The organism is Streptomyces sp. NPDC045287, from assembly GCF_056432325.1.
In genome coordinates, this window is record NZ_JBWKJG010000007.1 from 121,860 (window position 1) to 140,187 (window position 18,328).

Here is an 18,328-nt window from a genome sequence, read left to right on the forward strand (position 1 = left end):
CGGGCGCGCGGGGCCGGGGTGCGGCCGCCGTCGGCGCGGGCCCGCCGGGCGCGCCCGCGGGGGCGGGGGGGGGCGGGCGGGGCGCGGGGCGCCACGCCGCCGTCGCGGCGATGACGGCGAACATCAGGACGAGGACGGCGGCCATGATGCGGTTTCGGGTCTTCGGATCCACCCTTCGAGGTTAACCGGCCGCCGGGCCCGGCCCGCCCAGGGGCCACGTGGCGATCGTCTCGTAGCGGGGCGCCTCGCCGGGGACGCCCGACGCGGGGAGGTTGCTGCGGACCAGGGCCAGCTCCGTGACCTCCCAACGACCCCCCTTGAAGCGCTCCAGCTCCGCCACGAACGGCCGCAGGTCCGTGTCGACGCGGCTGCGGGCGAGCGTGAGGTGCGCCTGGTACCGGCGGTGCTCGTCCATCGCGACGCCCGAGCGCCGGGCCGCCGCGTCGGAGCGCTCGGCGAGCAGCCGCAGGTCGTCGAGGCCGCCCGCCGCGCCCGCCCACAGGGTGCGGTGGCCGAACCGCCCGCCCCCGTGGACGCGCAGCGGGAACGGCTGCGTGCGGCGCGCGGCCCGGGCGAGCCGCTCCGACAGCTCCGGCAACAGGGGCTCGTCCACCTCACCCATGAACGCCAGCGTGTAGTGCCAGCCGGGGCGGCCCGTCCAGCGCAGCCCGTCCGCGCCCGGCAGCGTCCGCAACCCCTCGACGAGGAGCGCGAGTTCCTCGACCGCCGCACGGGGCGGCAGCACGGCAGCGAAAAGCCTCATGCGGCGAGTCTGTCACGCCGTCGCGGCGAGGCGGGCGGGCTCTTCACGCCCTTCCCGGGGCACGAAACGCACCTGCGGGTGCCGTACGCGGCGCCCCGGCCGCAGCTCCACGCGCAGCCGCACGCCGACCGCCCGGGACAGCAGCAGACCGATCACCACCGCGGCGGCCAACGACACGGCACCGCCCGTCGCGAAGCCGACGCGCGCGCCGTACGTGTCGGTGACCCAGCCCAGCAGGGGCGCGCCCAGCGGCGTACCGCCGGCGAAGACCATCATGTACAGGCTCATCACGCGGCCCCGCATCATCGGGTCCGTCGCGAGCTGCACGAAGGAGTTCGCCGTCACGTTCACGGTCAGGCCGAACATCCCGATGGGCACGAGCAGCAGCGTGAACAGCCAGAAGCTCGGGGTCACCGCCGCGGCGATCTCCAAGGCGCCGAAGACGGCGGCGGCCCCCACCAGCAGCCGCAGCCGCGAGGTGCCACGCCGGGCCGACAGCAGCGCGCCCGCGAGGGAGCCGACCGCCATGAGCGTGTTGAGGAAGCCGTACGTGCCGGGGCCGACGTGGAAAACGCCGTCCGCGAAGGCCGTCAGCCAGATCGGGAAGTTGAACCCGAACGTGCCGACGAAGCCGACCAGCGCGATCGGCCAGATCAGGTCGGGCCGCCCGGCGACGTACCGCAGGCCCTCCCGCAACTGGCCCTTGCCGCGCGGGGCGCGCGCGGACGGGTACAGCTCGGCGGGGCGCATCAGCAGCAGCGCGGCCAACGGCGCCAGGAACGACAGGCCGTTGACGAGGAAAGCCCAACCGCTGCCGACCGACGCGATCAACAGACCGGCGACGGCGGGGCCGACGAGGCGGGCGGACTGGAAGTTCGCCGAGTTCAGGCTGACCGCGTTGCGCAGTTGCGCGGGGCCGACCATCTCGGAGACGAACGACTGGCGGGCCGGGTTGTCGACGACGGTGACCATGCCGAGCAGGAACGCGACCAGGTACACGTGCCACACCTGGACGTGCCCGGACAGGGTGAGCGCGGCGAGGCTGAGTCCGCACAGGCCGAGGGCGACCTGGCTGAGGACGAGGAGGCGCCGCTTGGGGTACCGGTCGGCGATCACCCCGCCGTACAGCCCGAACAGCAGCATCGGCAGGAACTGGAGCGCCGTCGTGATGCCGACGGCGGCGGCGGAGCCGGTGAGGCTCAGGACCAGCCAGTCCTGGGTGATGCGGGCCATCCACGTCCCCGTGTTGGAGACGATGGCCCCGGTGAAGAAGAGACGGTAGTTCCGCACCTTCAGCGAGGCGAAGGTGCCGCCTGCGGCGCGGTGCGGGGCGCGGGTGGTGGGGTTCGGGGGATGGGGGTTGTGTCCGGGGGCGGAGAGTTCTCCGGTTCCCGTCCTCAAAAGAGGTCGCCTCCTCGTTCTCGGGTCGTCCTACAGGTGCGCGAGCTTCTCCAGTACGGGGGCGGCGGCGCGCAGCTTGGCCCACTCGTCCTCGTCCAGCCCCTCGGCGAGGGAGGCCAGCCAGGCGTTCCGCCTGCGGCGGGACTCCTCGAGCATGGCCTCGGCCCGCTCGGTCTGGCTGACCACCTTCTGGCGGCGGTCGTCCGGATGCGGCTCCAGCCTGACCAGTCCCTTGGCCTCCAGCAGGGCGACGATGCGCGTCATCGACGGCGGCTGCACGTGCTCCTTGCGGGCCAGCTCACCGGGGGTGGCCGAGCCGCAGCGGGCGAGGGTGCCGAGCACCGACATCTCGGTCGGGCTCAGCGACTCGTCGACGCGCTGGTGCTTCAGGCGCCGGGACAGCCGCATGACGGCGGAACGGAGCGCGTTCACAGCAGCCGCGTCGGCGTCGCCGGGGCCGCTGCGGGACAGGTCAGGCATGTTCTTTAGCATAACTCATTACTCTGCCTAAAGACCAGCCGGACGGTCCGGAACCCCGCCGGCGCGCCGGTGGTCTTCACCACAGTGGCCGCCGAGGGGCTCGCGACCCGGGGCGAGTACCAACATGGGGGTGAATCACTCGTAGGAGTGATAATCCGACGAAAAGTGGCGCGTGGGCGCCGAGGCTGCCGCGACCCTGTCCGTCATGGGATCGACAGTGCTCAGCCTGCGGATAGACGGAGAGCTGCTCGACCGGGTCCGGCAGCACGCGGCGCGGAGCGGAATGAGCGTCCAGGACTACGTGGTCCGGACGCTCGTCCGCGAGGACTTCGACGAGCGCTTCAGCGCGGCCGTCGACGAGACGGAGAAGTTCTACGGCCTGACGTAGGGCCCGCCGACGCCCCGGGCGGGGGGCTCCGCACCGGAACCGACCGTGACTCCACCGGCCGCTCCGGTGCCGGCCGTCTCGGCGCCGTCCGCTCCGGTGCCGGTCACCTCGGCTCCGGCTGCCCCGGTACTGGCCGTCCCGGCCTCGGTTCCGGCTGCCCCGGTACTGGCCGTCCCGGCTCCGGCCGCCCCGGGGCCGGTCGCTCCGGTACTCGCTGCCCCGGTGCCGGTCGCCCCGGTGCCGGTCTTCGGGAGCCGGCGCAGGGCGAGGGCGCCGAGCGCGGTGTGGAGGGCGGCGGCGACGGCGACGGCGGCGTGCAGACCGGTGACGAAGGCGGACTTCGCGTCGCCGGCCACCGCGGGCGCGAGGCCGGGGGTCCTGAGCGTCTCGTCGAGGGTGCCGGCGAGGTCCGGCCCCTGGAGCCGGAAGACCAGCGCGGCGAGCGAACCGAGGAGCGCGATGCCGAGGGCGTTGCCGATCTCGTTGCTGGTCTCGGCGATGGCCGCCGCGGACCCGGCGCGTTCCGCGGGGACCGCGGCGACGGCGGTGTCGGCCACGACGCTGAAGGAGATGCCGTAGCCGACGCCGGTGACGACGGTGGACGCCACGTACCAGCCGATCCCGCCCGATACGCCGGTCGCCAGGAGCGGGAGCAGGCCCGCGGCGACGCCGAAGTGGCAGGTGACGAGCGCCGCCCGCTTGCCGAAGCGCTCCACCAGCGCCGGTGTGACGACGCAGGTGACGGTGAGCACGACGGCGCCGGGCAGGGCGAGGAGGGCCGCGTGCGGCGCCGGCAGCCCGAGGACGGTCTGGAGGTGGACGCCCGTGAGGTAGGCGGTCGCCGACCACGCCGCCAGGGGCAGGAGCCCGGTGACGACCGCGATCGTGAACACCCGGTCGCGGAAGAGGCCGACGTCGATCAGCGGGTGCTCCAGGCGGCGCTGCCGCCGGACGAACCACCCCAGGACGGCGACGCCGGTGATCCCCGCGACGCCCGCGGCGGCCGTGGGGCCCTCCGCGGCGGTGTGCTTGACCGCGTAGACGGCCAGGAGGACGCCCCCCGCGGAGAGCAGGACGCTCAGGGCGTCGACGCGGCCGGGCCGGGTGGCCCGCACCTCGCGGAGCAGGGCCGGGGCCAGGAGCAGGAACAGCAGGGCGACGGGGATGTTGATCAGGAAGACCGCCCCCCACCAGAACCTGCCCAGTAGCTGACCGCCGACGACCGGGCCGATCGCGAACCCGGTGGCGAAGGTGGCCGCGAAGATCCCGATCGCCCTCGCCCGCCGGCGCGGGTCGGTGAACAGCTCGCCGAGCACCGCCAGGGCCGACGGCAGCAGGGTGGCCCCCGCCGCGCCCATCAGCGCCCGGAAGGCGATCAGGAGGGACGGGTCGGTCGCGAACGCGGCCCCCGCCGAGGCGGCGCCGAACACGGCCGTACCGGCCATCAGCAGCCTCAGCCGGCCGTACCGGTCGCCGAGGGCGCCGAACGCGACGAGCAGGGACGCGACCGCGAAACCGTAGACGTCCAGGATCCACAGGGCCTGGTCGGCGGTGGGCGAGAGGTCCTCGGTGATCCGGGGCATCGCCAGGAACAGGACCGACCCGTCCATCGCCACCAGCAGGACCGGGCCGAGCACCACCAGCAGGCCCAGCCAGGCGCGCGCACCGGGAGGGGGAGGAGAGGGAGAGGGACCGGAGGAGGGAGTGGAAGGGCCGTGGGAGGGAGTGGAAGGGCCGGAAGGGCCGGAGGGGCCGGAAGAATCGGAAGGGGAGCTTCGTCGTTCGTCCATGCCCCGACGGTGCGCCGCCGCCCGCCCGGCAACCAGGCCCGTGCCGTGGGTACCCCTCGCAGGGGCACCCTGGGGCCGGCCGGGGCGCCTACGCTCGGGCCATGGAGCTGGAGAGCCTCGGGACGTACCTGAAGACCCACCGCGGCCGGGTCACCCCCGCCGACGTCGGACTGCGCACCTACGGCACCGCCCGTCGCGTACCGGGCCTGCGCCGCGAGGAGCTCGCCCAGCTCGCCGGGGTGAGCGTCGGCTACTACACCCGGCTGGAGCAGGACCAGGCCGGCACCGCCTCCCAGCAGGTCCTCGACGCGCTCGCCCGCGTGCTCCGGCTCGACCCGGCCGAGACGGTCCACCTGCACAACCTCGCCCGCCGGCCCGCCGTCCCGCGCCTGGTCCGGCCCCGGCCCGAGAAGCCGCACCCGCGCGTCCTGGCGCTCCTGGCGTCCCTGGCGGAGAGCTCGCCGGCCGTCGTGCTGGGCCGCCGCGGCGACGTGCTGGCCTGGAACCGCGCCGGACACGCCCTCGTCGCGGAACACGTCGACTTCGACGCGCCCGGCGACCCCGCGCGCCGGCCGTCCGTCCCCCGGATGTTCTTCCTCGACCCCCTCGCCCGCGACCTCTACCGGAACTGGGACGAGCTGGCGCGGACGCACGTGGCCTACCTGCGGCTCACGGCGGGCCGGTACCCCACCGACGCGAGGCTGGCCGAGCTGATCGGCGAGCTGGCCATGCGCAGCGGCGACTTCGCCGCGCTGTGGTCCAGGGGCGAGGTCGCGGACTGCACCGTGGGCGCCATGCGCCTGCGGCACCCCACCGTCGGGGACGCCGACGTCGACTACCAGGTCTGGCTCCAGCCGGACAGCCCCGACCACCGGCTGGAGGTCTACACCCCCCGGAACGAGTCCTCGGCCGACGCGCTGCGCCTGCTGTCCGGGCAGATAGCCGCCGGGCAGGCCGTCGCCGGACAAAGCGCCGCAGGACAAAACGCTGCCGGGCAGGCCACCACCGGGCAAGTCGTCGTCGGACAGGCCACCGCCGGGCAAGCCGCCGCCGAGCAGAGCGTCGCCGGGTAAAACGCCGCCGGGCCGCCCGGGCCCGCGGAGCGGGAACCCGGGCGGCCCGGCGGCGGTCGCGGGGATTACGTGAGGCCCAGCGCCGGCATCGCGTAGTAGAAGACGAACACCGCCGACACCGCGTACATCGCGGCCGGCACCTCACGGCCGCGGCCGGCGGCGAGGCGCAGCACGCTGAAGGCGATGAAGCCGATGCCGATGCCGTTCGTGATCGAGTACGTGAACGGCATCATCATCATGGCGAGGAACGCCGGCACGGCGATGGTGAAGTCGCTCCAGTCGATGTCCTTGACCGACCCGGCGAGGATCAGGAACCCGACCGCGAGCAGGGCCGGTGTCGCCGCCTGCGAGGGGACCATCGTGGCGAGCGGAGTGAGGAACAGCGCCACGCCGAACAGGCCGCCCGTCACCACCGAGGCGAGGCCCGTACGGGCGCCCTCGCCGACGCCCGCCGTGGACTCCACGAAGCAGGTGGTGGCGGAGGACGAGGTCGCGCCGCCCGTGGCGACGGCGAAGCCGTCCACGAGGAGGACCTTGTTGATGCCGGGGAAGTTGCCGTCCTTGTCCATCAGCTTGGCCTCGTCGCCGACGCCCAGGATCGTGCCCATGGCGTCGAAGAAGCAGGACAGCAGGACGGTGAAGACGAAGAGGCAGCCGGTGAGCAGGCCGACCTTCTCGAAGCCGCCGAACAGGCTGACCTGTCCCAGCAGCCCGAAGTCCGGGGACGCGACGGGGTTGCCCGGCCAGGTCGGGGTGGTCAGGCCCCAGGACGGGACCTCGGCGACGGCGTTCACGATCACCGCGACGACGGTCATGACGACGATCGAGAGGAGGATCGCGCCCGGCACCTTGCGGATGATCAGAGCCAGGGTGAGGAGCGTGCCGACCGCGAAGATCAGGATCGGCCAGCCGCCGAGGTGGCCGTCCGCGCCGAGCTGGAGCGGGACGGTGGTGTGGGCGGCGTCCGGCATGCGGGAGACGAAGCCCGAGTCGACCAGGCCGATCAGCATGATGAACAGGCCGATGCCGATCGCGATGCCCTTGCGCAGGCCCACGGGGACGGCGTTCATGACGCGTTCCCGCAGGCCGGTCGCGACGAGGAGCATCACGACGATGCCGGCGAGGACCACCATGCCCATCGCGTCCGCCCACGCCATGCGGGGCGCGAGCTGGAGGGCGACGACCGTGTTGACGCCCAGGCCGGCGGCGAGGGCGATCGGGACGTTGCCGATGACGCCCATGAGCAGCGTGGAGAGCGCCGCGCTGAGCACGGTCGCCGTGACCAGCTCGCCGCTGTCGAGCTGGTGGCCGTACATGTCCTTGGCGCTGCCGAGGATGATCGGGTTCAGCACGATGATGTAGGCCATCGCGAAGAACGTCGCGAAGCCACCGCGTACCTCGCGGCCGAGGGTGGAGCCGCGCTCCGAGATCTTGAAGAACCGGTCCAGCGCGCTGGAGCCGGCCGGTTGCTGTCCGGGCGAAGCCGGGGGAGCGGTGACCGTGGAGGGCATGCGGAACCTCATGGTGCGGGGAAGGTGGGGATGGGCGTCGACCGTGTGAGGGGCGGTTCGTGCGTTCGCACTAAGAAAACCAGCCAACGGCAAACGTTTTCAGTATGAACATATAAGGCGATGATCGCCATCTCCGCGCGTAGATTCCGGGGCCGCTTACGATGTGGGCATGGCCAAGTGGACCCCCAAGTACGAGGCGCCCGAACCCCTGGAGGGGCCGGTCGTCGCCACCGTCACCGGCGGCACGATCATCTGGTTCGTCCTCTTCCTGGCGCAGGTCCCCTTCTACGGCTGGTTCGCCGACCGCGACCTCGACTGGTGGGTGTGGACCTGCCTGGCCGGCGCGGGGCTCGGCCTGCTCGGCATCTGGTACGTGCGCAAGCGCGACGCCGCCATCCGGCGCGCCGCCGAGGGCGAGCCCCGACCCGGCGCCTGATCGAGCCCCGACCCCTGGGCCCCGGCGCCCGATCGGCCACGGCGCCCGATCGGCCACGGCGCCCGGCCCTCGCCCCTGGGCTCCCGGCCTCCCGGCCCCGGCCCGGCGCCGCCCCCGTCCCGTACCGGCCCTCGCTCCTGGGCCCCCGGCCTCCCGGCCCGCTGCCTGACCAAGCCCCCGGCCCCAGGCGCCCGGCCCCCGACCCGGCCACGGCGTCCGGCCCCCGACCCGCCCCCGTGTAGTGCCACGGGAGGGTTCTTGTCCCACCGGGGCCGGACCCCGCGCCCTCTCGGAGGGTGACGGACCGGCTACGGCCGTACCGTCGGAGGCATGACGCAGCGGGCCAGGGCCGAGGACGCGATCGTGGAGGCCGGTGAGGAGGCGGACGCGCCGTACCGGCCCGGCGGGCTGACGGCCGACGAGGTGGCGCGGCGGGTCGAGCGGGGCGAGGTCAACGACGTCCCCCTGCGGTCCTCGCGGTCCGTGCTCGACATCGTCCGGGGCAACGTCCTCACCCGCTTCAACGCCGTCATCGGCGTCCTGTGGGTGGTCATGCTGGTCGTCGCGCCCTTCCAGGACAGCCTCTTCGGCTTCGTCATCGTCGCCAACACCGGCATCGGCGTCATCCAGGAGCTCCGCGCCAAGAAGACCCTCGACTCCCTCGCCGTCGTCGGGGAGGTCAGACCGACCGTCCGCCGCGACGGGGAGCCCGTCGAGGTGCCCACCTCCGGGATCGTCCTCGGCGACCTCGTCGAGCTCGGCCCCGGCGACAAGGTCGTCGTCGACGGCGTCGTCGCCGAGGCCGACAACCTGGAGGTCGACGAGTCGCTGCTGACCGGCGAGGCCGACCCCGTACGGAAGCGGCCCGGCGACCCCGTCATGTCCGGCAGCTTCGTCGTCGCCGGCGTCGGCGCCTTCACCGCCACCAAGGTCGGCCGCGGGGCCTACGCCGCCCAGCTCGCGGAGGAGGCGTCCCGCTTCACCCTCGTCCACTCCGAGCTGCGCTCCGGGATCTCCACCATCCTCAAGTACGTCACGTGGATGATGCTCCCCACCGCCGCCGCCCTCGCCGTCAGCCAGCTCGTCCTCAAGGACACCGACGTCGAGGACTCCGTCGCCCGTACGGTCGGCGGGATCGTGCCGATGATCCCCGAGGGGCTCGTCCTGCTGACCTCCGTCGCCTTCGCCGTCGGCGTCATCCGGCTCGGGCGCAAGCAGTGCCTCGTCCAGGAGCTGCCCGCCATCGAGGGGCTCGCCCGCGTCGACGTCGTCTGCCTCGACAAGACCGGCACGCTCACCGAAGGCGGCATGGACGTCACCGCACTGCGCCTCCTGGACGGCTCCGACGAGGCGTACGTGAAACGGGTCCTCGGCGCCATCGGGGACTCCGACCCCCGCCCCAACACCTCCCTGCGGGCCATCATCGACGCCTACCCCGACAACGACGACTGGCGCTGCACCGAGGCCCTCCCCTTCTCCTCCGCCCGCGGGTACAGCGGCGCCGCCTTCAGCGAGGGCGACGGCCAGAGCAGCTCCTGGCTCCTCGGCGCTCCCGACGTCCTCCTCCCCGGCGACGACCCCGCCCTCGGCGAGACCGACGCGCTCAACCGGCGGGGCCTGCGGGTCCTCCTCCTCGCCCGCGTCAACGGTGAACTCGACGACCCGCGGATCGTCCGCGGGGCCCGGCCCACCGCCCTCGTCGTCCTCGAACAGCGGCTGCGCCCCGACGCCGCCGACACCCTCGCCTACTTCGCCGACCAGGACGTCGACGCCAAGGTCATCTCCGGTGACAACGCCGTCTCCGTCGGCGCCGTCGCCGCGAAGCTCGGCCTGCCCGGCGCCGAGCACGCCGTCGACGCCCGGAGCCTCCCCGGGGAGCGCGACGCCATGGCGCGCGCCCTGGAGGACGGCGTCGTCTTCGGGCGCGTCACCCCGCGGCAGAAGCGCGACATGGTCGGCGCCCTCCAGTCCCGCGGGCGCACCGTCGCCATGACCGGCGACGGCGTCAACGACGTGCTCGCCCTCAAGGACGCCGACATCGGCGTCAGCATGGGCAGCGGCTCCGAGGCCACCCGTGCCGTCGCCCAGATCGTCCTCCTCGACAACAGCTTCGCCACCCTCCCCGCCGTCGTCGCCGAGGGCCGGCGCGTCATCGGCAACATCACGCGCGTCGCCACGCTGTTCCTGACGAAGACCGTGTACTCGATGCTGCTCGCCGTCCTCGTCGTCGCCGCCCGCGTCGAGTACCCGTTCCTGCCCCGGCACCTGACCCTGCTGTCCACGCTCACCATCGGCGTGCCCGCGTTCTTCCTGGCGCTCGCCCCCAACAAGGAGCGCGCCCAGCCGCACTTCGTCCGGCGCGTCATGCGGTACGCCCTCCCGGCCGGGCTCGTCGCGGCGGCGGCCACCTTCACCACGTACCTGCTCGCCGCCCGGTACTACAGCGGGCCGGGTGCCCTGGCCGCCGAGACCAGCGCGGCCACGCTCACCCTGTTCCTCGTGTCGCTGTGGGTGCTGGCGATCATCGCCCGGCCGTACACGTGGTGGCGGCTGGCGCTGGTCGCGGCGATGGGCGGGGTGTTCCTGCTGGTCCTCGCCGTGCCCCGGCTCCAGGACTTCTTCGCGCTGAGGCTGGTGGGCACGACGGTGCCGTGGGCGGCGACCGGCATCGCCGTGGCCGCCGCCGTACTGCTGGAGGTCGCGTGGCGGTGGGTGGAACGACGGATCCCGGCCTGAGCCCCGGGCACCGGCGGCCTCGCCTTGACCACCGATGGCCTCGCCCTGGCCACCGGCGCGCCCGGCCGCGACCGGCGCACCGCTCGCGGACCCCGTACGCCGAGGCCCCGCCGGCCTTCATGGGGAGGCGCCGGCCGGGATGGTGGTCACCGCCAGACGGGTTCCAGTGCGCGGAGTCTCACGCGTCGGGGGCGGTGTCGCGCCAGGCGAGGAGGCCGACCTCCTCGTACGTCTCCGATGAGCGCGGACGCGCAGCGGTACGGACCCGGTGGCCCGCGGCCCGCAGGGCGCCGTGCACCCGCCGGACCCCGGCGTCCCAGTGGTCGGACGCGCCTTCGGGGACCGTCCCGTCGTTCCGCCGGCGGTACGCGGGCGCCGGCGCCCAGACGACCCGCACGCACCGGTGGGCGCCCGGCGGCCACAGCACGGGACTCGCCCGCCTCACCACCACCCGCGGGCGCCGGTCCGGGTGCGGGTCCGGGCGCGTGCGCGTCCCCAGCAGCGTGGTGTCCTCCAGCCGGAGGCCCAGGAGGGTCTCCACTTCGCGGACCGGGTCCGTTTCGCCCCGGTGGTGGAAGCGGTGCTCGTAGTTCGGCCGTGCCGGAGGAACGCCGTCCCAGGCGCCGGGCGGGGGGTGCCAGACGGGCGTGCCGGGCGGGGTCCGCCAGCAGAGGATCTCCTCGCGGGGGACGAGGTGGGGCCCGCGCGGCGGTCCGGTGACGGCAGCCGCGTACCCCCGGGACCGCAGGGCCTCCACCGTGGCGGCGACGCGCTCGCGCCAGTGCTCGGCGGCGCCGGGCGGGAGACGCCCGGTGGAGTGGTCCCGGCGGTAGCGAACGTCGGGGTGCCACTCCACGACCACGCAGAGGTCCGCCCCCGGCGGCCACGCCTCCTCGGGCGCGTACCGGGCCCGGCACCAGCCCAGCCCCTCGGGCCGCGTCTCGTAGGTGATTCCGGCCCGCGTGGTGTAGGTGGGTGCCAGCCCGAGCGCGGCCAGGTCGGCCTCGACGGCGCCCACCGTGTCGTGCCACCACCGGGGCTCATGCGCCCTCACGATCCGCCCGGCTTTCCCGGAGGTGTACGCGACCGTGCACGATCCCGGCGACGACGCACGCCTCGTGGGCGGGCACGTGCGTGCCGCCACCGCTCGGGCCGGGCCGGTGGGTGACGGTGGTGGGCCCGGGCCGGCCGCACAGGGCGCACCACAGGGGGCCCTCCTTGTCCGGGCCCGAGGCTGCCAGCACTTCGAAGAGGGTGACGGGGTCGGTGAGGGTGTCGGAGCCGTCCGGTGGTGTCAGCCAGTACAGGTCCGGCGGGTCGACGGGTTCCGGGGAACGCGCGTCGGCGGGTTCCGGGGAGCGTGTGTCGGGTGCCGGGACGCACACCATGGTGCCGTCCGTCAGGTACGCCGTGCCGCGTGCGCCCCAGCCGTCCGTGGGCGGGACGAGGAACAGCACGGCGCCCCGGGCGGTGTCGCGGAACGCCGGTCCGCGTACCAGTTCCAGGGCGAGCAGGCCGGTGGTCTCGGGGACCTGGACCGCGTCCCACCGAAGGCCGGTCTCCAGGGCGGCGCGGCCGTGCCGCAGGAGCAGCCGCAGGGCGTGGTCGGGCGCGGGGTGCGCCTGCGCCAGCCACTCCCAGGCGGCGTAGGGGTCGGGGGTACCGGTCATGACGTACCGACCTTCGGTGCGGTGGTGAGCCGGGCGACGTGGTCGAGCAGGCAGACCACGGAGCGCGCGAGACGCTGCGCGTGGGCGAAGCGCCGACCCCGGTCGCCCAGGCGGGGCGGGTGCGCCAGCCGTACGCGGGCCTCGGCGAGACCGGCCTCGGCGCACACCCGGCGCAGCGACCCGGCCGGGTGCCGTACGGCCGCCGCCTCTACGACGGGGATCAGCGCGCCCAGCGCGACGGAGAGCCGGGAGACCAGCGCGGGCAACTGGTGGGGTACGGGCGGCTCGGCGTCGTCGGCCGCGACGGCCGCGACGGCCGACGCCGTGTCGCGCAGTTGCAGCGGTACGCAGCGCCGACACAGCCTCGGCCGGCACGAGCTGATGTGGTTCGCCCAGTCGTCGTGCTTGTAGTCGTGCCGGGCGAGCTCGACGGCCGTCTCGGGCGTCAACCCGGTCCCGCAGCGGGCGCACGACCGGCCGTGCAACTCGCCCCACGGAGCGGACCGGAGGGTCTCCACGTCGAGCCGTATCACCGGCGCGAGCACCTGCGCCTGATCGGACAACGCCGTCACAACGTACCCCCGCCCAAGAACCGGACCCGCTCGGCGGACGGCAGGACGTACGGACGCACGGGACTGACGTCCTCGACCAGCACCTGGGGCCACGCGGCGGCACGCGGCAGGTACGCGGCGGGCCGCCGCCCGGCGGAAACGGCGCCGTTCCAGGCGGGCGGCGCCTGCCGGACGGTGTAGAGACGGCGCCCGAACGCCCGCGCCGCGTGGGCGGGGGCGTGGCGGGCGGGTGCGCGCCGTCGTGCGAGGAAGGTGACCGCCCAGTGGGCGACGCTCTCGATCATCGACATGGGGTGCTCCAGCGTGGTGACATGCCGCGCGGACAGTTAGGCCCTTCTCGCGGCGTCCTCGCTGTGAACGTATGGCTCCGCCTTACCCCCGAACAGTCACGTTCCGTAGCCTTACGTCACTCCTGAAGTGGCGAAAGGCTACGGAACATAGTCCTTACGTCACGCCGAAGTAGGCCGCGAGCTGCCGCTGATCACGCGTCAACCGTCGTCCCGTGGACCGCAGGGCGTCCCGGAAGATCGAGGTGGCCAGTTGCTGATGCCGCAGCCACTCCGGCGCCTGGTCGTGGATCTGCGCCAAGACTTCTGTGGCCTGACGCCCATGTCCCACCTGGGCGTGAGCCTGAGCAATGTCCAGGTAGTGGCGCCACCTGGTGTTCGACGTCATCGAGATGGAGGACGCGGCGATGCGCGCAGCGAGCCCCAGCACCCTGTCCGGCCGATGACTCACCACGTGGTTCTCGACGGCCTGTAGGGCGACGGCGCCCGAGTTGAACGCTCCCCAGCCGTACGGGTGCTGTGCTGTTCCCCCACCGAGCGCGGCCCCTGCCGTGCGTGCGAGGCGCAGCATCTGCCGGGCCTCGGACGGCCGGTTGTTGCGCGCGGCAGCGGAGGATGCGCGAATCAGTAGGCGCCCCCAGATGCCCAGCTCAAACCGGGAGGCCCGGGAGATTCGAGGCTCGATGTCGTCAGCGGTGGCGATGGCCAGGGCCTCGGTCTCGTCCAGGCGGCCCTGACGAATCAACGTCCAGCCCTGGAGGTAGACGGCAGAAGCCGCACTGGTGCGATCAGCAGCAGCCACCGCATCGGACACCGACTCGCGGAGGGCGGTGTGCGCCAGATCGTAGGCACGCACTTGCGTCAAGTACCGGCCAGCCATTTGGAGGACATCCGCGCGCAGCCGCAGTGCCTCCACGTGCTGGGGACCGGTGTCGTAGTGGGCGACCGCGAGCCGCGCGGACCGGACCAGGGCGGGAAGGAGCTCGGCCAACTTCGCGTAGTCGTCGCCGTAGTACGACGTGGCAAGCGCGGACGCGGTGCTCCGTAGTCGGTGAAGGTCCGGATCGCCATCGACAGTGTCGTTCACCAGCAACTGCCCGGACAGGGTCATCGGTGGTGAGATCGCCTGTCGGAGCGGCATCAGATCGATCTTGTCGTGATCGTCTCGGGTGGTCTCGTGGGGCCCCGAGGGCTCCAGGAGCTGGGAGGTGCGTACCTGGAGCGCTCGCGCGAGGGCGTGGTACGTCTCCAGGCGCGCGTTCCCACCTCGCTCGATTTTTTTAACCACTCCGAGGCTGAGGCCGGCGCGCTCGGCCAGACCCTCCTGTGTCAGGCCGCGACTGAGCCGAATGTCTCTGAGTCGATCCCCGGCACGGGGCGGTGGGATGTCAGTGCTGTCGGGCATACCGAACTCCGTTCTGACCTAGACACTCAGAACGGTACTCCTCTGAGAGATGCCGAAAAGCGCCCTCTGCTCCCCCCCATTTCGGGGAGGGCAGAGGGCGCTTTCAACGTCATGAACCGACATGGGGGGTGAGCCGTTGATGTCCTGGTCCACGTGGTCCGCCGCGTCCCAGTGCGACGATCCGCTGTTTCGGGTGTGGCTCGTGCTCGTCACGGGCCAGCCGCGACTCGATACCGTCAAGTCGCTCCATAAGAGTGTCCGCCCGTGGAAGAGGCAGAAGTCCATACCCCTCGTCAGGCAGCGAGCAGGCCCACCCGCACCGCGAGGTCGGAAGCGCGCCGCCGCCGGGCCGTCACCCGCGACTCCACCTCTTCCAAGATGATCTTCTTGGCGTAGCCGTTGTACCGGATCGTCTCCGGCGCCGCTTCGTGCGCCTGCACAAGCGTCGCGAGTGCCACGTCCGGTTGCCCGTCCAGTTGATACCCCCGGGCCTCCTCGATCCGGTGCCGGGCCCGGCGCGGCCGGGACGGAATCGTCACCGCGTCCGCCCGCGCCGTCTGCCGTACGGTGGTCATGCCGCGTTGACCTTTGGTGCGGCGGTGAGCCGGGCGATGTGGTCGGGCAGGCAGAGCACGGAGCGGGTCGAAGGGTCTCCACGTCGAGCCGTGACCGCTTGGCGGTCAGACGCCGGCCCAGCGCGCGAATTCCGCGTAGGCGTCATTCTGGTGCCGGTCCAGTCGTACCAGGGTGGCTGCGGTCGACCGCACCGTCGGGTGGAACCGAACGTGATTCGGGGACAACGCACGCGCCTTCACCAGGTCGCGGTAGGCCCCAGTCTGGTCGCCCTCGGAAAGCCGTGCTGCCGCGATGTCGATGTGGTGGTGACTCGCCCGCTCTTTCGCCAGGCCAACGGGCAGCTCCCACTCATCCAGGCTCTGTTCCTGTCCCCATTCCCGCACCTTCGCCAGGGCCCTCTCCGTGTCGCCCTGGTCGATCAGAACGGCTGCCTCGTGGATCCTTACGTTGCTGGGCCCGAACGAGGTCTCAAGAACGAGCATGTCGCGTCCCAGCCGCTCTGCCCACTCCCTCGCCTCGGTCAACCGCGACCACGCCCGGACCTCGTCACCGTCGCGCGCCTCCAGAATCGCCAGTTTCAAGAGGAGGGCCCCCGTGACTGCCATGTGCGCATCGGTCAGAGCATGCTCGGGTGCCATCCGTTCGACCTCGCCCAGCAGTCCTTCCAGTAGCCGGCGCCCCGAGCCGTAGCTGCCCATGCGCACCAGGGCGCCGGCCTTGAGGTACGCGGCGGTCACCTGGAGGAGTCCGTCGCCGCTGCGGTCGGCCGCCCAGTGCACCCGCTCCACGGCTGACAGGCTGAGATCGTGGTAACCCAGCTTGTGCGCGAGGCTGTTGACGGCACGGTACGCGAGCGCCAGTTGGTGGAATGCCTCGCGCTGCTGCTTCGCGCCGCTGAGAGAGGTTGCGGCGCCACCGGCCAACGCCACGTGGGTCAGTTCGGACACCACGCCAGGCAGCAGCGGCCCCATGGTGACGTACGTGCCGTCCCTGCGCATCTCCGAGATGCGGGCCATCTCGGCGGTGAGGACGGACAACGGGCGGGCTTCGACAAGGAGATCGTCAGGGTCGTCGTACGTCAGCAGGATCTGCCGGAGATCCGGAACGACACCCTGCACCTGTTCGGACGCCTCAGCTCCGTCCCAATAGGGCTGGCCGGTGAGCCGGTCCGGGCCGACGCGGAGTGCGCGGGCGAGATGGGCGATGACGCCGGGCGGGGGGACGCACTCCCCGCGTTCGTACCTCTGGATCGCTCTCGGGCTCACGCTGATCTTCGCGGCGAGCTGCCGAGCCGTCATGCCCCTGATCTCGCGGACTTCGCGGATGCGCTGTCCGATGTGCTCCGATTTACTCATCGTGCCCCCATCGGTGTGCGGACTGCCAGGGTAAGGCGGGTCCGGGCGGCAGGGCAGGGCCGCGGGTGGGCATCCGGTGAGGCGAGGGGGCCCGGTCGGGAGTCGGCGCCGGTCCGGGTGGGTAGCCATGCCCGACGACCGAGAGGAGGCCCCGTGAACTGCCAGCGATGCGGCGCGCCCGCGCTCCAGCAGGGTTCCGGGTGGGTGTGCAGCCAGACGTGCGGCTGGTCGGCGACCGCGTCCGACTCGGCCCGGGTAGGCTCCGGCGATGGCGACGAGGCGGCCACCGGACCAGGAGCCTGAGATGAGCGCACCTGTGACGCCCGAGATCACGACGACAGAATGCCGCCAGTGCGGCCTGCGGATCGCCGGACTGAACGGCCGGTACGCCTGCGGGGCCTGCGGGTGGGTCAACTCCTGGCGGGAGGGCAGCAACACCCTGCCGTCCGCCGAGGACGACCCCGACTACCCGGGGCCCGAGCCCGACCGGCCCCGGGCATGAGGAACGCGCCCCTGCCCTCCCCGCCGTTCCGGGGAGGGCAGGGGCGCGTTCGTCATCAGGGGCGCGTGGTAGGGGCGGGCCGTCGACGGCCCGGTCCGCGTGGCCCACCGCGTCCCTGGGGCGGTGAGCCGCTGTTCGGCGCGGTACGAGGGTTGTCCTGTGACCGGGAACCTGGATCGATCGCCATCGAAGTCGGACCGTTGCGAAGGCGGCAGAGGATCCCAACAGTCCAGGCTTTGGTGAATTCAGCTATCCGTGTACTGTCGTGGGCGTGCTGACTCTCGCTGCCGACATCGAGGTGCTGGCGCGGTTCGGCCGTGCCCTCGCCGACCCGATCCGCTGCCGGATCCTCCTCGCCCTGCGCGAGGCCCCGGCCCACCCCGCCGACTTGGCCGACGCCCTGGAGATCTCCCGGACCCGGCTGTCGAACCACCTGGCGTGCCTGCGCGACTGCGGCCTTGTCGTCGCAGTGCCGGTGGGCCGGCGCACTCGCTACGAGCTCGCCGACGAACGTCTCGGGCACGCGCTGGACGACCTGCGCACCGCCGTGGTCGCCGTTGAAGCCGACAAGACGTGTGCGGACGCGGACGAGAAGGGCTGCTGCTGATGACCGTGGAGATATCCATCGGCACAGGCCCCTCCCCGACCCGCCGCGACGTCCTCGCCAAGCGGATACGGCTGCTGGTCGCGGCCACCATCACGTACAACGTGATCGAGGCGGTCGTCGCGATCACCGCCGGGACGATCGCCTCCTCCACCGCGCTGATCGGCTTCGGACTCGACTCGGTCATCGAGGTCTCCTCCGCCGCCGCGGTCGCCTGGCAGTTCTCCGCCTCCGACCACGCCGTCCGCGAGGCGCGCGAGCAGCGCACCCTGCGGATCATCGCGGTGTCGTTCTTCGCGCTCGCCGCGTACGTCACCGTCGACGCCGTCCGCGCTCTGGCCGGCACCGGGGAGGCGGAGCGGTCGGTCCCGGGCATCGTCATCGCCGCCCTGTCGCTGGCGGTCATGCCGTTCCTGTCCGCCGCCCAGCGCCGCGCCGGACGCGAGCTCGGATCGGCCTCGGCGGTCGCCGACTCCAAGCAGACGCTCCTGTGCACGTACCTGTCCGCCGTCCTCCTGGTCGGCCTGGTCCTCAACGCCACCCTCGGCTGGTCCTGGGCCGACCCGATCGCGGCCCTGGTCATCGCCGCCATCGCGGTCAAGGAAGGCCGCGACGCCTGGCAGGGCAAGGGCTGCTGCGCCACCCCGGCCGCCGCGGCAGCGTCCTCCACCAGCGTCGGAGGGGACTCGTGCGGTTGCCGCCCCGGCTGCGACTGCTGCAACTGACCCGAAGCCCGTCGAACGCGGAGGGCCCCGGCGATCGCACCGCCGGGGTCCTCC

Annotated in this window: 18 protein-coding genes and 1 pseudogene; 7 read left to right on the top strand and 12 right to left on the bottom strand. The window is 72.9% G+C overall.

The features are described from left to right. Positions 1 to 181: 181 nt before the first annotated feature. The 3 genes from thpR to AC07D6_RS14085 are packed head-to-tail and all read right to left on the bottom strand — an operon-like array spanning position 182 to position 2,644. Positions 182 to 763, bottom strand: coding sequence for an RNA 2',3'-cyclic phosphodiesterase (gene thpR / locus AC07D6_RS14075; RefSeq protein WP_315877118.1), 582 nt, complete (start codon positions 761 to 763; stop codon positions 182 to 184). A 12-nt stretch (positions 764 to 775) separates the two neighbouring features. Further along, positions 776 to 2,164: an MFS transporter gene (locus AC07D6_RS14080; protein WP_479044206.1), complete on the bottom strand. Its 1,389-nt coding sequence runs from the start codon at positions 2,162 to 2,164 to the stop codon at positions 776 to 778. A 30-nt stretch (positions 2,165 to 2,194) separates the two neighbouring features. Then, complete coding sequence (locus AC07D6_RS14085; protein ID WP_479044209.1) at positions 2,195 to 2,644, bottom strand: MarR family winged helix-turn-helix transcriptional regulator; 450 nt, start codon at positions 2,642 to 2,644, stop codon at positions 2,195 to 2,197. Between the two features lie 205 nt (positions 2,645 to 2,849). Between AC07D6_RS14085 and AC07D6_RS14090 the strand changes: the two genes are divergently transcribed. Continuing rightward, complete coding sequence (locus AC07D6_RS14090; RefSeq protein ID WP_315877121.1) at positions 2,850 to 3,032, top strand: ribbon-helix-helix protein, CopG family; 183 nt, start codon at positions 2,850 to 2,852, stop codon at positions 3,030 to 3,032. Here AC07D6_RS14090 and AC07D6_RS14095 read toward each other — a convergent pair. Next, positions 3,017 to 4,672, bottom strand: coding sequence for an MFS transporter (locus AC07D6_RS14095; protein ID WP_479044211.1), 1,656 nt, complete (start codon positions 4,670 to 4,672; stop codon positions 3,017 to 3,019). The two genes, AC07D6_RS14090 and AC07D6_RS14095, sit on opposite strands and share 16 nt — an antisense overlap. 251 nt (positions 4,673 to 4,923) lie before the next feature. Here AC07D6_RS14095 and AC07D6_RS14100 point away from each other — a divergent pair, with 251 nt between their 5' ends. Further along, the gene (locus AC07D6_RS14100; protein WP_479044214.1) at positions 4,924 to 5,895 is read left to right on the top strand and encodes a helix-turn-helix domain-containing protein; all 972 of its coding nucleotides are present in this window, start codon (positions 4,924 to 4,926) and stop codon (positions 5,893 to 5,895) included. Between the two features lie 65 nt (positions 5,896 to 5,960). Here AC07D6_RS14100 and AC07D6_RS14105 read toward each other — a convergent pair whose 3' ends face one another. Further along, a complete protein-coding gene (locus AC07D6_RS14105) occupies positions 5,961 to 7,406 on the bottom strand; it encodes an NCS2 family permease (protein WP_315877124.1) in 1,446 nt (481 codons plus the stop codon). 169 nt (positions 7,407 to 7,575) lie between these two features. Here AC07D6_RS14105 and AC07D6_RS14110 point away from each other — a divergent pair, with 169 nt between their 5' ends. Together AC07D6_RS14110 and AC07D6_RS14115 are read left to right on the top strand one after the other, a co-directional pair. Next, entirely contained in the window at positions 7,576 to 7,842 is a 267-nt protein-coding gene (locus tag AC07D6_RS14110; RefSeq protein ID WP_315877125.1) for a DUF2530 domain-containing protein, read from the top strand. A gap of 330 nt (positions 7,843 to 8,172) precedes the next feature. Further along, positions 8,173 to 10,578, top strand: coding sequence for an HAD-IC family P-type ATPase (locus tag AC07D6_RS14115; protein ID WP_479044216.1), 2,406 nt, complete (start codon positions 8,173 to 8,175; stop codon positions 10,576 to 10,578). A gap of 178 nt (positions 10,579 to 10,756) precedes the next feature. Here AC07D6_RS14115 and AC07D6_RS14120 read toward each other — a convergent pair whose 3' ends face one another. The 7 genes and pseudogenes from AC07D6_RS14120 to AC07D6_RS14150 form a co-directional block, all read right to left on the bottom strand. Next, the gene (locus AC07D6_RS14120; RefSeq protein ID WP_479044219.1) at positions 10,757 to 11,632 is read right to left on the bottom strand and encodes a hypothetical protein; all 876 of its coding nucleotides are present in this window, start codon (positions 11,630 to 11,632) and stop codon (positions 10,757 to 10,759) included. Continuing rightward, entirely contained in the window at positions 11,619 to 12,248 is a 630-nt protein-coding gene (locus AC07D6_RS14125) for a hypothetical protein (RefSeq protein ID WP_479044221.1), read from the bottom strand. Before AC07D6_RS14125 ends, AC07D6_RS14120 begins: the two co-directional genes overlap by 14 nt. After that, positions 12,245 to 12,811, bottom strand: a complete 567-nt coding sequence (locus AC07D6_RS14130) for a DUF6415 family natural product biosynthesis protein (RefSeq protein WP_479044223.1) — start codon at positions 12,809 to 12,811, stop codon at positions 12,245 to 12,247. Before AC07D6_RS14130 ends, AC07D6_RS14125 begins: the two co-directional genes overlap by 4 nt. A 5-nt stretch (positions 12,812 to 12,816) precedes the next feature. Next, positions 12,817 to 13,110 (bottom strand): hypothetical protein, encoded by a 294-nt coding sequence (locus tag AC07D6_RS14135; RefSeq protein WP_479044226.1) that lies wholly within the window; start codon positions 13,108 to 13,110, stop codon positions 12,817 to 12,819. 154 nt (positions 13,111 to 13,264) lie between these two features. Next, a complete protein-coding gene (locus tag AC07D6_RS14140; protein WP_479044229.1) occupies positions 13,265 to 14,512 on the bottom strand; it encodes a helix-turn-helix domain-containing protein in 1,248 nt (415 codons plus the stop codon). Positions 14,513 to 14,805: 293 nt separating this feature from the next. Then, positions 14,806 to 15,084, bottom strand: a pseudogene (locus AC07D6_RS14145) (XRE family transcriptional regulator); the annotation flags it as partial. Positions 15,085 to 15,192: 108 nt separating this feature from the next. Further along, positions 15,193 to 16,443 carry a helix-turn-helix domain-containing protein gene (locus AC07D6_RS14150; protein ID WP_479044231.1) on the bottom strand — a complete coding sequence of 417 codons (1,251 nt, stop codon included), beginning with the start codon at positions 16,441 to 16,443 and terminating at the stop codon, positions 15,193 to 15,195. 304 nt (positions 16,444 to 16,747) lie between these two features. On the opposite strand from AC07D6_RS14150, the gene AC07D6_RS14155 reads away from it, so the two are divergent. From AC07D6_RS14155 to AC07D6_RS14165, 3 genes are all read left to right on the top strand, one after another. Then, complete coding sequence (locus AC07D6_RS14155) at positions 16,748 to 16,945, top strand: hypothetical protein (RefSeq protein WP_315877132.1); 198 nt, start codon at positions 16,748 to 16,750, stop codon at positions 16,943 to 16,945. Between the two features lie 271 nt (positions 16,946 to 17,216). After that, complete coding sequence (locus AC07D6_RS14160; RefSeq protein WP_479044234.1) at positions 17,217 to 17,552, top strand: ArsR/SmtB family transcription factor; 336 nt, start codon at positions 17,217 to 17,219, stop codon at positions 17,550 to 17,552. Next, on the top strand, positions 17,552 to 18,274 hold the full coding sequence (locus AC07D6_RS14165; RefSeq protein WP_479044236.1) for a cation efflux transmembrane domain-containing protein: 723 nt from the start codon (positions 17,552 to 17,554) through the stop codon (positions 18,272 to 18,274). The genes AC07D6_RS14160 and AC07D6_RS14165 overlap by 1 nt, the downstream gene beginning before the upstream one ends. Positions 18,275 to 18,328 lie beyond the last annotated feature (54 nt).

Excerpts from the sequence above, each read along its gene's own strand:
- thpR (WP_315877118.1), bottom strand. The coding sequence starts at position 763 with ATGAGGCTTTTCGCTGCCGTGCTGCCGCCCCGTGCGGCGGTCGAGGAA.
- AC07D6_RS14085 (WP_479044209.1), bottom strand. The coding sequence starts at position 2,644 with ATGCCTGACCTGTCCCGCAGCGGCCCCGGCGACGCCGACGCGGCTGCT.
- AC07D6_RS14090 (WP_315877121.1), top strand. The coding sequence starts at position 2,850 with ATGGGATCGACAGTGCTCAGCCTGCGGATAGACGGAGAGCTGCTCGAC.
- AC07D6_RS14100 (WP_479044214.1), top strand. The coding sequence starts at position 4,924 with ATGGAGCTGGAGAGCCTCGGGACGTACCTGAAGACCCACCGCGGCCGG.
- AC07D6_RS14105 (WP_315877124.1), bottom strand. The coding sequence starts at position 7,406 with ATGCCCTCCACGGTCACCGCTCCCCCGGCTTCGCCCGGACAGCAACCG.
- AC07D6_RS14110 (WP_315877125.1), top strand. The coding sequence starts at position 7,576 with ATGGCCAAGTGGACCCCCAAGTACGAGGCGCCCGAACCCCTGGAGGGG.
- AC07D6_RS14115 (WP_479044216.1), top strand. The coding sequence starts at position 8,173 with ATGACGCAGCGGGCCAGGGCCGAGGACGCGATCGTGGAGGCCGGTGAG.
- AC07D6_RS14125 (WP_479044221.1), bottom strand. The coding sequence starts at position 12,248 with ATGACCGGTACCCCCGACCCCTACGCCGCCTGGGAGTGGCTGGCGCAG.
- AC07D6_RS14135 (WP_479044226.1), bottom strand. The coding sequence starts at position 13,110 with ATGTCGATGATCGAGAGCGTCGCCCACTGGGCGGTCACCTTCCTCGCA.
- AC07D6_RS14140 (WP_479044229.1), bottom strand. The coding sequence starts at position 14,512 with ATGCCCGACAGCACTGACATCCCACCGCCCCGTGCCGGGGATCGACTC.
- AC07D6_RS14150 (WP_479044231.1), bottom strand. The coding sequence starts at position 16,443 with ATGAGTAAATCGGAGCACATCGGACAGCGCATCCGCGAAGTCCGCGAG.
- AC07D6_RS14155 (WP_315877132.1), top strand. The coding sequence starts at position 16,748 with ATGAGCGCACCTGTGACGCCCGAGATCACGACGACAGAATGCCGCCAG.
- AC07D6_RS14165 (WP_479044236.1), top strand. The coding sequence starts at position 17,552 with ATGACCGTGGAGATATCCATCGGCACAGGCCCCTCCCCGACCCGCCGC.